Below are 12,603 nucleotides of genomic sequence, written 5' to 3' on the forward strand. Positions count from 1 at the left end.
AGAGAATGCAATGCGTGCCGAAGGGCAGGCCCATATCGACCGGATCGAAGCTGCGCTGGCGCTGGTGCGACAGTCGCTGGACTGGGAACGCGCGCTGCGTCGGCTCGACGAGCTGAACGCGCGGGTGCAGGACCCGGACCTGTGGAACGATCCCAAGCAGGCGCAGGCCATCAGCCGCGAACAGAAGCAGCTGGAAAGCGCGGTCGACACCGTGCGCGAGATCTCGCAGGAAATGGCCGACGCGGTCGAGTTCATCGAAATGGGCGAGGCCGAGGGTGACGAGGAGGTCGTGAACGACGGCCTCGCCAGCCTCGAGAAGCTGGCCGAACGTGCCGATGCCGACAAGGTGCAGGCGCTGCTTTCGGGCGAGGCGGATGGCAACGACGCCTATCTGGAAGTGCATGCGGGTGCGGGCGGCACCGAAAGCCAGGACTGGGCGGAAATGCTCATGCGCATGTATGTACGCTGGGCGGAAAAGCGCGGTTTCAAGGTCGAAACGGTCGAATACCAGTCGGGCGAGCAGGCCGGGATCAAGTCGGTCACGCTGCATATCAAGGGCGAGAACGCCTATGGCTATGCCAAGACCGAAAGCGGCGTGCACCGGCTGGTACGGATCAGCCCGTATGACAGCAGCGCGCGGCGCCACACCTCGTTTTCGAGCGTGTGGGTCTATCCGGTGATCGACGACGATATCGAGATCGAGATCAACGAGAGCGACCTCAAGATCGATACCTACCGTGCTTCGGGCGCGGGCGGCCAGCACGTCAACACGACCGATTCCGCGGTGCGCATCACCCACCAGCCCACCGGGATCGTCGTGGCGAGCCAGAACGACCGCAGCCAGCACAAGAACCGCGCCACCGCGATGAACATGCTGAAGGCACGCCTGTTCGAGCGCGAGATGGCCGAACGCGAAGCAGCGGCATCGGGCGAATATGCGGAGAAGACCGAGATCGGCTGGGGCCACCAGATCCGCAGCTATGTCCTGCAGCCGTACCAGCTGGTAAAGGACCTGCGCACGGGGGAAACCTCGACTGCACCCGGCGACGTCCTGGACGGGGCGATCGATCCGTTCATCTCTGCTGCACTGGCGCAGCGCGTGACGGGCGAAGCTGTGGAAGTGGAAGACGTGGAGTAGGCAGGCGCGATTGGGCTTGGCCAACACCGTCGCTCCCGGCTAAGTGCGCGAAGGATGATGCGGGCACTATCACATCTGGCATTGGGATCGGCACTGGCGCTTGCCGCGTGCAGTGCGCCCGACGAATCGTCCGACCGGCCCGATACCGCGCGCGACTTCCCCGAGCCGCACCGGCCCGTGTCCGAGCTTGGTGCCAGCCAGTTCTCTACCGAAGACAAGCGCGACAGCCAGGGCGAGGCGCAGAAGGTGATGGACCTCGCCTCGATCGAACCGGGGATGACCATTGCCGATATCGGCGCGGGCGAGGGTTATTACACGGTCCGTCTTGCCGAGCGCGTAGGCAATCGTGGCCGCGTGCTGGCACAGGATATCGACCGCGGCGTGCTGGAAAGGCTGGGCCGCCGCGTGGATCGGGAACGGTTGGACAACGTCTCGATAGCGCTGGGCGCCGAAGACGACCCGCACCTGCCGCTCGAAAGCTTTGACCGCGTTTTCATGGTCCACATGTATCATGAGGTCGGCGAGCCCTACGCCTTCCTGTGGCGCCTGTGGCCCTCGCTCAAAGAGGGCGGCAAGGTGATCGTGGTCGATATGGACCGCCCGACCGATCGCCACGGTATCCCTCCCGGCCTGCTGGCCTGCGAGTTCGAGCGGGTCGGATATCGTCTTGAAAAGACCGAGCAGGCGCCCGAGCTTTCTGGATATTTTGCGCAGTTCAGTCGCGGTGCGATCCGGCCCGACCCGGAAGATATTGAGCCGTGTACGGCAGATGCCGCCGATTGACCGAATGGAAGTCCGAGGCTGATCGGAGGTCGCGGCAGCCGGCGGCAGGTTCGCATGCCAAACCTGTGCAAATTCGTCCTCCCGCGATCCGCTAGACCTCCGGCAATCAATCCGCAGCTCACGACCCGTGCACCCTTTCCAGCATGAATGCGGGGTGTTAGGCGCAAGGTCAGCCCAATGGTTGAAAATCGAGGAGAACCGCCGGGGATGACAGATTTCCCAACCAGTTTTGACCGTGACGATCTGCTGAAATGCGCGCGCGGCGAATTATTCGGCCCCGGCAATGCGCAATTGCCCGAACCCCCGATGCTGATGATGGACCGGATCACCGATATTTCCGGTGACCGCGGAGAGCATGGCAAGGGCCACGTGGTGGCGGAATTCGATATCAAGCCTGACCTTTGGTTTTTCGAATGCCATTTCCCCGGCAATCCGATCATGCCCGGGTGCCTCGGCCTCGATGGCCTGTGGCAACTGACCGGTTTCAACCTCGGCTGGCGCGGCTGGCAGGGGCGTGGCTATGCGCTGGGGGTCGGCGAAGTGAAGCTGACCGGCATGGTGCGGCCCGACCGCAAGAAGCTGACCTATTTCGTGGACTTCACCAAGGCGGTGCAGACGCGCCGCCTGACCATGGGCGTGGCCGATGGCCGGGTCGAAGCCGATGGTGAAGTCATCTATCAAGTCAAGGACATGAAAGTCGCCCTTTCCGATGCTTGATCGGTCAGAGGCGTGAGAGGAATTTGATGCGTCGCGTCGTCATAACCGGACTGGGGATCGTCTCCTCGATCGGCAATAATGCAGATGAAGTGCTTGCCTCGCTCAAGGCGGGCAAGTCCGGCATTACCTTTAATGAGGCCATGGCCGAACACGGGTTCCGATCCCAGATTGCGGGCGCGGTGGACCTCGACGTGGCGGAGCATGTCGACAAGCGCACCTTGCGCTTCATGGGCCCCGGCGCCGCCTATGCGCATATCGCGATGGGCCAGGCGATTGCCGATGCAGGGCTGGAAGAGAAGGACGTTATCAACCCGATGACGGGTGTGATTGCCGGGTCTGGCGGGCCTTCCACATCGGCCATGCTGGCCGCGCACCAGACTGTCCTCAAGACGGGCAATACCAAGCGCATCGGGCCGTTTGCGGTGCCAAAGTGCATGTCCTCTACCGTGAGTGCGAACCTTGCCACGGCCTACCAGATCAAGGGGGTGAACTTCTCGATCACGTCGGCCTGTTCCACCTCGCTGCATTGCATCGGCATGGCGGCACAGCAGATCGCGCTGGGCCAGCAGGATGTGATGTTCGGCGGCGGCGGCGAAGAACTGGACTGGACGCTGTCCTGCCTGTTCGACGCGATGGGTGCGATGTCGAGCAAGTATAATGATACGCCAGAGCGTGCCTCGCGCGCTTTCGATGCGGATCGCGATGGCTTCGTGATCGGCGGTGGCGGTGCCATCCTAGTTCTCGAAAGCCTCGAACATGCGCAGGCGCGCGGGGCGAAGATATATGCCGAAGTCACCGGTTTCGCCGCCACCTCCGACGGGGCGGACATGGTCGCGCCTTCGGGCGAGGGCGGGGAGCGCGCTATGCGCGGGGCGCTCCGCACGCTCGGCGAAGATCGCAAGGTTGGCTACATCAACGCGCACGGCACTTCGACCCCGGTGGGCGATGTGGGCGAGATCGAGGCGGTGCGCCGCGTCTTCGGCGAAGGCTCGACCCCGCCGGTCAGCTCGACCAAGTCGATGACCGGGCACAGCCAGGGCGCCACGGGCGCGCAGGAAGCAGTCTATTGCCTGCTCGCGCTGGAAAACGACTTCATCATCCCCTCGATCAATGTTGAGACGCTCGATCCGGCATTGAAGCCCGAGGAGATCGCTACCGAAATCGTAGAGAACGCGGGCCTCGATTCGGTGATGACCAATTCTTTCGGTTTCGGCGGGACCAATGGATCGATGGTCCTGTCGAAATTTCGCGATTGAGTCTCGGGCGCACCAAAAGCGCCGACAGGTGAGGGTGTTTGGAAATGCCGGAAAGTAAGGGCCTTCTCGCTGGGAAACGCGGCCTCGTGATGGGCGTCGCCAATGATCGATCAATCGCATGGGGCATCGCCAAGGCCTGTGCCGAGGCAGGGGCCCAGCTGGCCTTCACCTATCAGGGCGAAGCGTTCGGCAAGCGGCTGGAGCCGCTGGCGCAGAGCGTCGGATCGGACTTCATGCTGGATGTCGATGTGACCGACGATGCCTCGCTCGATGCCGCATTCGCCGCCCTGCAGGAACGCTGGGGCACGCTGGACTTCCTCGTCCACGCCATCGCATTTTCCGACAAGTCGGAACTGACGGGCCGCATCCTCAACACCTCGCGGCAGAACTTCAAGAACTCGATGGATATCTCCGCCTACAGCTTCATCGACGTCGCGCGCCGCGCGCACCCGATGATGGTAGAAAATGGCGGAACCCTGCTGACGATGAGCTACATGGGTTCGACCCGTGTCACGCCGAATTACAACGTGATGGGCGTGGCCAAGGCCGCGCTTGAAGCGGCGGTGCGCTACCTCGCCAACGATCTCGGCCCCGAAGGCATACGAGTGAATGCGCTCAGCCCCGGCCCGATGAAGACGCTCGCCGGATCGGCCATCGGCGGTGCCCGCAAGACCTGGAAGCATACCGAGACCAATGCGCCGCTGCGCGCCAACGCCACGCTGGAAGCGGTCGGCGGCACGGCGGTGTACCTGTGCTCGGATGCCGGAGCCTGCACCACGGGCGAAATCATCCGCGTGGATGGCGGTTTCCACGTGTTGGGAATGCCGCAGCACGACAATCTTTAAGGCCGGACTGTTCCGCAGCCTTGCATCGCTTTGCGGTCTGCATGACGTGCGGAATATCGCCCATGGTAGGCCGATCGACGAAAACCTGATGCTTGCAGGCCATGTAAGCGCTAGCTTGTAGCGCGAGCCACTCAAGACGCGCATGTGCCTTCAGATGACGCGAGGCGATGGCGGGATTTCGACCGGAGACCGACCCGATGGCACAGTACGCAAAAGGACAGCGCGATACCCGGCGTGACGATACGCTCGCGCCGTCTTTCGGCACCTGGCTGAAGGAACTGCCCAACCTGCCGATCATCTGGTCGAGCCCGGTGCGCCCCGTGCGGCTTGGGTCCGAGCAGCGCCCTGCGGATACCCCAGCGAACCGGGCGCCGGTGCTGGTCTTCCCCGGCATTCTTTCCAACGACGGGGCAACGTCGCTGATGCGGCGCACGCTCGGCGCCGCCGGGTTCGATGCCTATCCGGGCAAGCTGGGCGTGGTGACGGGTATAAAGGAAGCGGTCTTCGCCAAGGCACAGGCCCGACTGGAAGAAGTGCACGCGCGCCATGAAAAGCCCGTCACGCTGGTCGGGATCAGCCTCGGCGGCCTTTACGCCCGTGTGCTGGCGCAGCGACACCCGGAGATGGTCGCACGTGTGGTAACGCTCGGCACGCCGTTCTCGGGCGACCGGCGGGCGAATAATGCGTGGCGCCTGTACGAAGCGATCAACGATCACTCGGTCGACAATCCTCCGCTGCCCGACGACCCGCGCCAGAAGCCGCCGGTGCGCACGATTGCGATCTGGTCACCGCTGGATGGCGTGGTCGCTCCAGCCTGTTCGCGCGGCGAGGAGGGTGAGTGCGACCTCGCAATCGAGGTGCCGGACAAACATTTCCAGTTTTCCGCCAGCCGACGGTCGATCAACCACCTGGTCGAGCTGCTGATTGCGGAGGAAGAAGCGGGGCGGGACTAGTCGCCGAAATGCCAGCCGCGTTCGCCGTGGCTTGTAATGTCGAGCCCTTCGATCTCGTGCTTTTTCTTCACGCGCATCGGTGCGATGATCCCGATACCCAGCGCGAGGATCGCGGTCAGCACCGCGCTCCACAATGCGACTACCGCGATGCCGATGGCCTGGGCGCCGAGTTGGCCAAGCGGGGTCATGCCTTCCGCATACCCCGTGCCGCCAAGCGCGGAGGACAGGAACAGGCCGAGCAGGATCGTGCCGAGGATGCCGCCCACGCCGTGAACCGCAAACACATCGAGTGAATCGTCGATGCCCCAGTTCCTGATCTGCAGCACCGCGCCGTAACAAACGACGGCAGCAAGCGCGCCGAAGAAGATCGAGGCACCCGGCGAGATGAAACCGGCGGCAGGCGTGATCGTGGCGAGCCCGGCGATGGCTCCAGTCGCCCAGCCGACCATCGTGGTCTTGCCGAAACCGATCCGTTCTATCAGCAGCCACACGAGCGCCGCAGCGCTCGCCGCGACATGCGTGTTGATGATCGCACTCGATGCATCATCCGTGGCCGCGAGTGCCGATCCGCCATTGAAGCCGAACCACCCGACCCACAGCAGCGCGGCGCCAACCATCGTCAGCGCCGGGGAATGCGGGATCATCGGCTTGTCAGGAAAGCCCTGCCGCGCACCCATCATGATCGCGACGACCAGCGCCGAGACGCCTGCGGTCGTGTGCACCACGAGCCCGCCTGCGAAATCGAGCGTACCGAACGTGCTGGCGAGCCAGCCGCCGCCCCATATCCAGTGCGCGACCGGAGCGTAGACGGCCAGGCTCCACAGCGCGCAGAAGATCACCACCCAGGAAAAGCGTGCCCGGTCGACCCATGCGCCGATCATCAGCGCGGGCGTGATGATCGCGAAGGTCATCTGGAACAGCACGAAGGTGCTTTCGGGGATCGTGGTGCCGAGCCGGACATTGGTCAGCTCGATCAGCATCCATGCGCGGCCATTGCCGATCCAGCCATTCGCCACGTCGCCGAACGCGAGCGTGTATCCGGTCACGATCCAAAGCACGGAAACGATGGCGGCCACTGCGCCGGTTTGCAGCGCAACCGACAGCACATTCTTGGATCGGACCAGCCCGCCGTAGAACAGCGCGAGGCCCGGCAGGGTCATCAGCAGCACCAGCGCCGAGGATGTGAGGATCCACGCGGTATCGCCCGTGTCGTTCGCGACGATCTCCCCCACGTCCTGTGCCGAGGCCGGGGCGGCAAAAATTGCGGCAAGCAGCAGCGCCGGTGCGAATTTGGTCATCGGATGCGGGTCCCCAAGCTATACCGGGCGCGAGGATGCAGGATATGACGCGCCTTGAACAAGCCCCATAGGCCCGTCTTTCCGCATATGTGGTTAATCTAGAGAAGGGCGTCGAGCACCTGGTCGGGTGGACGGTGGCCATCGGCCCAGATGCGGATATTCGCGATCACCTTGTCCCCGGATGCCGCGCGGCCTTCCGCCGTGGCACTGCCGATATGCGGCAGTGTCATCACGTTGGGGTGCGCGAGGAGGCGTGGATCGACCTGCGGCTCGTCCGGATAGACATCGAGCCCGGCACCCGCGAGATGGCCGTTTTCCAGCGCTGCGACCAGCGCGTCCTGATCGACCAGGTCGCCGCGCGCGGTGTTGATCAGGCATGCGCCGTCCTTCATCGCGCGGATCGCGTCCGCATCGATCATGTGATGGCTTTCCGGGTTGGAGGGACAGTGCAGGGTGAGGATATCCGTCTGTGCCAGCAGTTCGTCCAGGCTCTCAATATAGGTGGCCGCAAACATCCTCTCGACCGCTTCGGGCAGGCGCTTGCGGTTGTGATAGATGATATCGAGCCCGAAGGCCTTGGCGCGGTGTGCCACGGCCTGCCCGATCCGGCCCATGCCGACGATGCCCAGCGTTTTACCCGCCAGCTTGCGGCCCAGCATGGCAGTAGGTGCCCAGCCGCTCCATTCGCCCTGCCGGACCAGCTCCACTCCTTCGCGAATCCTGCGCGGCACCCCGATGATCAGCGCCATCGCGAGGTCGGCAGTATCTTCGGTGAAAACGCTGGGTGTATTGGTAACGGTGATCTTGCGCGCGGCGGCTGCCTTCAGGTCGATATGATCGGTACCCGCGCCGAAACTGGCGATCAGCCGCATCCGCTCACCTGAGGCATCGAGCATTTCGGCATCGATCCGGTCGGTCACAGTCGGCACCAGCACGTCGCAATCGCGCATCGCGTCGATCAGTTCTTGGCGCGAAAGCGGCGTATCGCTGTCGTTGAACCGGCAATCGAACAACTCGTCCATTCGTGACTGGATGGAGGGCGACAAGGCGCGCGTCACGATGACTCGGGGCGAACCTTCGATGCGACGGGTGGGGGCTTCCTGGGTGCTGGCCATTATGCCTGCGTGCTTGGCGCGTGGTGCAAAACTGGTCAAGCGCAGCGCGTCCAAGCTTGTCAGCCGGGCGCCGGATGCAGTACCTCATAGCCCCATGCTGAGACGCGCCATTCCGCTCGCCATGGGCCTTGCCCTCATCACCGCCACGCCCGCCGGCGGGCAGAACGTCGAGACGCCCTATTGGGCGACAATCGACGTGACCGAGGCGAACATGCGCGTCGGGCCGAGTGCGGAATACCGGATCGAATGGGTCTATAAGCGCAAGGGCCTGCCGGTGAAGGTGCTGCGCGTGCGCGAGGGCTGGCGGCTGGTGCAGGACCCGGATGGCGACAAGGGCTGGATCGCTGCGCGCCTGCTAAGCAGAGATCGCGGCGCGATCGTAACCGGCACGGACCTCGCCGCCATGCGTGAGAGCGATGGCGCCGGGTCACCGGTCAAGTGGAAGCTCGAACCCGGAGTGGTCGGCAAGCTGGGCGATTGCGCCGACAGCTGGTGCGAATTCTCGGTCGGCAAGCGATCCGGCTTCGTCGAGGCAAGCCGCCTATGGGGTGCGGGCGAGATTTAGCCAATCGAGTGTACCGACCGCCACAGCCCGTTCGTCCTGAACTTGTCGAAGGGCGGGCGGACCCAGGAGAACGTCTGAAATCCGTTCGCACTTCGACAAGCTCAGCACGAACGGATTTTCTCAGCTCTCAGGACTAGACCATCTCCACCGCAACGGCAGTCGCTTCGCCGCCGCCGATGCACAGCGAGGCGATGCCGCGCTTCTTGCCCTGCTGCTTGAGCGCGTTGAGCAGCGTCACGCTGATCCGCGTGCCGCTGGCGCCGATGGGGTGACCCAGCGCGGTGCCGCCGCCATTCACATTGATCTTCTCGTGCGGGATGCCGATGTCGCGCATCGCGAACATGGCGACGCAGGCGAAGGCCTCGTTCACTTCCCACAGATCGACCTCGTCGGCCGACCAGCCAGCGCTTTCGAGCACCTTGTTGATCGCGCCGATCGGGGCGACGGTGAACTCGCTAGGCTCCTGCGCATGCGCGGCCAGCGCAACGATCTTCGCAACAGGTGTCTGGCCATTTTCCTTGGCGACGCTCTCGCGCGACAAGACCACGGCGGCAGCACCGTCGGAAATGCTCGACGAGGTCGCAGCGGTGATCGTCCCGTCCTTGGCGAAGGCAGGGCGCAGCTGCGGGATCTTGTCCGGCTTGCCCTTGCCGGGGGCCTCGTCATGCTCGACCGTGGTTTCGCCCCGCCGGGTGACAATCGCCACGGGGACGACCTCGCCATCGAAGGCGCCGCTTTCGATCGCGGCGTTCGCGCGGCGCAGCGATTCGATAGAGTATTCGTCCATTTCCTCGCGCGTCAGCTGGTACTCGTTGGCGGTATCCTGCGCGAATGTGCCCATCGCGCGGCCTTCTTCGTAGGCGTCTTCCAGCCCGTCGAGGAACATGTGGTCGTAGGCTGTATCATGGCCAAGGCGCGCGCCGCTGCGGTGCTTCTTGAGCAGGTAGGGCGCATTGGTCATGCTCTCCATGCCGCCCGAGACAACATAGTCCACCGTGCCGCTGGCGAGCGCTTCGGAGCCCATGATGACGGTCTGCATGCCGGAACCGCACACCTTGTTCACCGTGGTCGCCTGTACCGACTTGGGGAGGCCTGCCTTGATGCTCGCCTGCCGCGCGGGTGCCTGGCCCAGCCCGGCGGGCAGCACGCAGCCCATATAGGTGCGGTCGAACTTCTCGACCGGTACGCCCGAGCGGTCCACCGCAGCCTTCACCGCCGTTGCGCCCAGATCGGTTGCCGATGCGTCCGCAAGCGCGCCTTGCATGCTCCCCATCGGGGTACGTGCGTAGGAGAGGATGACGATGGGGTCTGCCGGGGAAAACTGGGCCATGAGAAACGTACGTGCCTTTCTGCTTGTGCAACACTTTGGCGGAATTCGCGTTCGATGTAATAGCCTAGCGAAGAAACACAATCGGAGAGCCGAGACATGAACGATAACGCCCCCCAGACCCTTGATCGCGTTCTGGAAGCCCAGCGAAGGGCGTTCATCGAGGCGCGGCCCGAGCCGCTCTCGGTTCGCCGCGACCGGATCAAGCGCGCGATGGCGCTGCTCTCGGAACATGGTGAGTCGCTGGCCGAGGCGATGAATTCCGACTTCGGCAGCCGCAGCTTCGAAGGCTCGATGATGACCGACATCGTCAGCACGATCGGCTTTGGCAAATATTGCCTCAAGAACCTCGACCACTGGGCCGCGCCGGACAAGCGCTCGGTCCGGTTCCCGTTGGGCCTGATGGGCGCCAAGGCGGAGGTGCGGTACGAGCCCAAGGGCGTGATCGGGATCATGAGCCCGTGGAATTTCCCGGTGAACCTGAGCTTCGGCCCGCTGATGCAAGTGCTCGCGGCGGGCAACCGCGCGATGATCAAGCCGAGCGAGTTCACCCCTGCAACCAGCGACCGGATGCGCGAACTGGTCTCGGATGCATTCGACGAGAGCGAAGTGGCTGTCATCACTGGCGGACCCGACGTGGCGCAGGCCTTCTCCTCGCTTCCCTTCGACCATCTCGTGTTCACCGGATCGACCGAAACGGGTCGCAAGGTGATGGAAGCAGCCGCGAAGAACCTTGTGCCGGTCACGCTGGAACTGGGCGGCAAGAGCCCGACGATCATCGGCAAGGGCGCGGACCTGACCCGTGCGGGCGAGCGAATCGCGCTGGGCAAGATGCTCAACGCAGGGCAAATCTGCCTCGCACCCGATTACCTGCTCGTGCCCGAGGATCAGGAGGAAGGCGTGGTCGCCGCCGTACAGCTGGGCGTGCACGAGATGTATCCCACGCTGCTCGACAACGAGGATTACACCGCGATCATCTCCGACAAGCATTTCGAGCGGCTGAAGGGCCTGGTCGAGGATGCGCGTTCGAAGGGCGCCGAGGTAATCGAGGTCAATCCCGGCAAGGAAAGCTTCTCGGGCGCGAACACGCGCAAGATGCCGCTGACCATCCTGCGCAATGTCACCGATGACATGCAGGCGATGCGCGAGGAAATCTTCGGCCCGGTCCTGCCGGTGAAGACCTACAAGGCGGTCGACGAAGCGATCGGGTACATCAACGATCACGACCGCCCGCTGGGCCTCTATTATTTCGGCAGCAGCGCGAAAGAGCAGGAAGAGGTGCTCGAAAAAACGATCTCGGGCGGGGTCACGGTGAACGACGTGATCTTCCACATTTCGGTCGACGACATGCCGTTCGGCGGCGTGGGCCCGTCGGGGATCGGCAGCTATCACGGGCCGGAAGGTTTCCGCGAATTCAGCCACGCGCGCAGCACGTACCAGCAGCCCAAGATCGACATTGCCAAGCTGGCTGGCCTCAAGCCGCCCTATGGCGATGCGGCGAAGAAGGCGATCGCGCGCGAGATGAAATAGGGGGGCAGGTATTTTTCTGCCCAAGCGAGCCTGTTTTCCAAGGCTGACGCCCTTGCGCCCCGCCAGGACGGGGCCTAGAGGCTGGCCCCGCAAACCAGACTCTTGCCCGGACTTTTGGAAACGCGCGTGATCGATCTCGAACAATATCTGCCCATACTGCTGTTTCTCGGCGTGGCGCTGGCCATTTCCTGCGTCTTCGTGTTCCTGCCGATGGGCGTTTCGCGCCTCACCGGCACGCACAATCCCACTGCGGAGAAGGTGAGCGAGTACGAATGCGGTTTTCCGGCCTTCGAAGAGCCGCGCAGCCAGTTCGACGTGCGGTTTTACCTGGTCGCGATCCTGTTCATCATCTTCGATCTGGAAGCGGCATTCCTGTTTCCGTGGGCGGTCAGCCTCGATTTCACCGGCTGGTCCGGCTGGACCACGATGATGATCTTCATCGGTGAACTGGCCATCGGCCTGATTTATGCCTGGAAGGTAGGAGCCCTCGAATGGGAGTAGATCACAGCCCTGCCAACCCGAAGCTCAATCCCGCGCTGCACGATTCACCGACGGCGCAGCCCGGCGAAGTGCGCGCACCCGATCAGGACTATTTCAACGCCCTGCAGACCGAGGTGAACGACAAGGGATTTCTCGTCACCAGCACCGAAGACCTGTTCCAGTGGGCGCGCACCGGATCGCTGTGGTGGATGACCTTCGGCCTTGCCTGCTGCGCGGTGGAGATGATCCACGTCAACATGCCGCGCTATGACATGGAGCGGTTTGGCGCCGCCCCGCGTGCATCGCCGCGTCAGTCCGACGTGATGATCGTCGCGGGCACGCTGTGCAACAAGATGGCGCCGGCACTGCGCAAGGTCTACGACCAGATGTCCAACCCGAAATACGTCATCTCGATGGGCAGCTGTGCCAATGGCGGCGGCTATTACCACTATAGCTATTCCGTCGTGCGCGGGTGCGACCGGATCGTGCCGGTCGATATCTATGTGCCCGGGTGCCCGCCGACAGCTGAGGCGCTGCTCTATGGCGTGATGCAGTTGCAGCGGAAGATCCGCCGTGCCGGGACGGTGGAGCGCTAG

The 12,603-nt window shown here is 63.7% G+C and carries 12 protein-coding genes and 1 pseudogene; 10 read left to right on the top strand and 3 right to left on the bottom strand.

Features of this window, described 5'->3' with window-relative positions; genetic code table 11:
- Positions 1 to 10: 10 nt before the first annotated feature.
- The 6 genes from prfB (at position 11) to ACEQXE_RS03095 (ending at position 5,692) form a co-directional block, all read left to right on the top strand.
- Positions 11 to 1,138, top strand: a complete 1,128-nt coding sequence (gene prfB / locus ACEQXE_RS03070) for a peptide chain release factor 2 (RefSeq protein ID WP_370177445.1) — start codon at positions 11 to 13, stop codon at positions 1,136 to 1,138.
- 54 nt (positions 1,139 to 1,192) lie between these two features.
- Entirely contained in the window at positions 1,193 to 1,921 is a 729-nt protein-coding gene (locus tag ACEQXE_RS03075; protein WP_370177447.1) for a class I SAM-dependent methyltransferase, read from the top strand.
- Positions 1,922 to 2,128: 207 nt separating this feature from the next.
- Positions 2,129 to 2,638 carry a bifunctional 3-hydroxydecanoyl-ACP dehydratase/trans-2-decenoyl-ACP isomerase gene (fabA, locus tag ACEQXE_RS03080; protein ID WP_370177448.1) on the top strand — a complete coding sequence of 170 codons (510 nt, stop codon included), beginning with the start codon at positions 2,129 to 2,131 and terminating at the stop codon, positions 2,636 to 2,638.
- A 26-nt stretch (positions 2,639 to 2,664) separates the two neighbouring features.
- On the top strand, positions 2,665 to 3,894 hold the full coding sequence (locus ACEQXE_RS03085; RefSeq protein ID WP_370177449.1) for a beta-ketoacyl-ACP synthase II: 1,230 nt from the start codon (positions 2,665 to 2,667) through the stop codon (positions 3,892 to 3,894).
- Positions 3,895 to 3,938: 44 nt separating this feature from the next.
- On the top strand, positions 3,939 to 4,739 hold the full coding sequence (locus tag ACEQXE_RS03090; protein WP_370177450.1) for an enoyl-ACP reductase: 801 nt from the start codon (positions 3,939 to 3,941) through the stop codon (positions 4,737 to 4,739).
- A gap of 197 nt (positions 4,740 to 4,936) precedes the next feature.
- Positions 4,937 to 5,692 (top strand): alpha/beta fold hydrolase, encoded by a 756-nt coding sequence (locus ACEQXE_RS03095; RefSeq protein ID WP_370177451.1) that lies wholly within the window; start codon positions 4,937 to 4,939, stop codon positions 5,690 to 5,692.
- Here the strand turns inward: ACEQXE_RS03095 and ACEQXE_RS03100 are convergent.
- Both ACEQXE_RS03100 and ACEQXE_RS03105 read right to left on the bottom strand, forming a co-directional pair.
- Positions 5,689 to 6,990, bottom strand: a complete 1,302-nt coding sequence (locus ACEQXE_RS03100; protein WP_370177453.1) for an ammonium transporter — start codon at positions 6,988 to 6,990, stop codon at positions 5,689 to 5,691. The genes ACEQXE_RS03095 and ACEQXE_RS03100 overlap by 4 nt on opposite strands.
- 98 nt (positions 6,991 to 7,088) lie before the next feature.
- The gene (locus tag ACEQXE_RS03105) at positions 7,089 to 8,105 is read right to left on the bottom strand and encodes a 2-hydroxyacid dehydrogenase (RefSeq protein ID WP_370177454.1); all 1,017 of its coding nucleotides are present in this window, start codon (positions 8,103 to 8,105) and stop codon (positions 7,089 to 7,091) included.
- A 94-nt stretch (positions 8,106 to 8,199) separates the two neighbouring features.
- Between ACEQXE_RS03105 and ACEQXE_RS03110 the strand changes: the two genes are divergently transcribed.
- Entirely contained in the window at positions 8,200 to 8,670 is a 471-nt protein-coding gene (locus tag ACEQXE_RS03110; protein WP_370177455.1) for an SH3 domain-containing protein, read from the top strand.
- Positions 8,671 to 8,803: 133 nt separating this feature from the next.
- Here ACEQXE_RS03110 and ACEQXE_RS03115 read toward each other — a convergent pair whose 3' ends face one another.
- Positions 8,804 to 10,000, bottom strand: a complete 1,197-nt coding sequence (locus ACEQXE_RS03115) for an acetyl-CoA C-acyltransferase (RefSeq protein ID WP_370177457.1) — start codon at positions 9,998 to 10,000, stop codon at positions 8,804 to 8,806.
- A 90-nt stretch (positions 10,001 to 10,090) separates the two neighbouring features.
- Here ACEQXE_RS03115 and ACEQXE_RS03120 point away from each other — a divergent pair.
- The 3 genes and pseudogenes from ACEQXE_RS03120 to ACEQXE_RS03130 all read left to right on the top strand — a co-directional run.
- A pseudogene (locus tag ACEQXE_RS03120) lies at positions 10,091 to 11,527 on the top strand (coniferyl aldehyde dehydrogenase); the annotation flags it as partial.
- A gap of 126 nt (positions 11,528 to 11,653) precedes the next feature.
- On the top strand, positions 11,654 to 12,028 hold the full coding sequence (gene ndhC / locus ACEQXE_RS03125; RefSeq protein ID WP_370177458.1) for an NADH-quinone oxidoreductase subunit A: 375 nt from the start codon (positions 11,654 to 11,656) through the stop codon (positions 12,026 to 12,028).
- Positions 12,019 to 12,603, top strand: coding sequence for an NADH-quinone oxidoreductase subunit B family protein (locus tag ACEQXE_RS03130; protein ID WP_370177459.1), 585 nt, complete (start codon positions 12,019 to 12,021; stop codon positions 12,601 to 12,603). Before ndhC ends, ACEQXE_RS03130 begins: the two co-directional genes overlap by 10 nt.

This window comes from Alteriqipengyuania sp., assembly GCF_964222115.1.
In the GTDB taxonomy this organism is placed as follows: domain Bacteria; phylum Pseudomonadota; class Alphaproteobacteria; order Sphingomonadales; family Sphingomonadaceae; genus Alteriqipengyuania.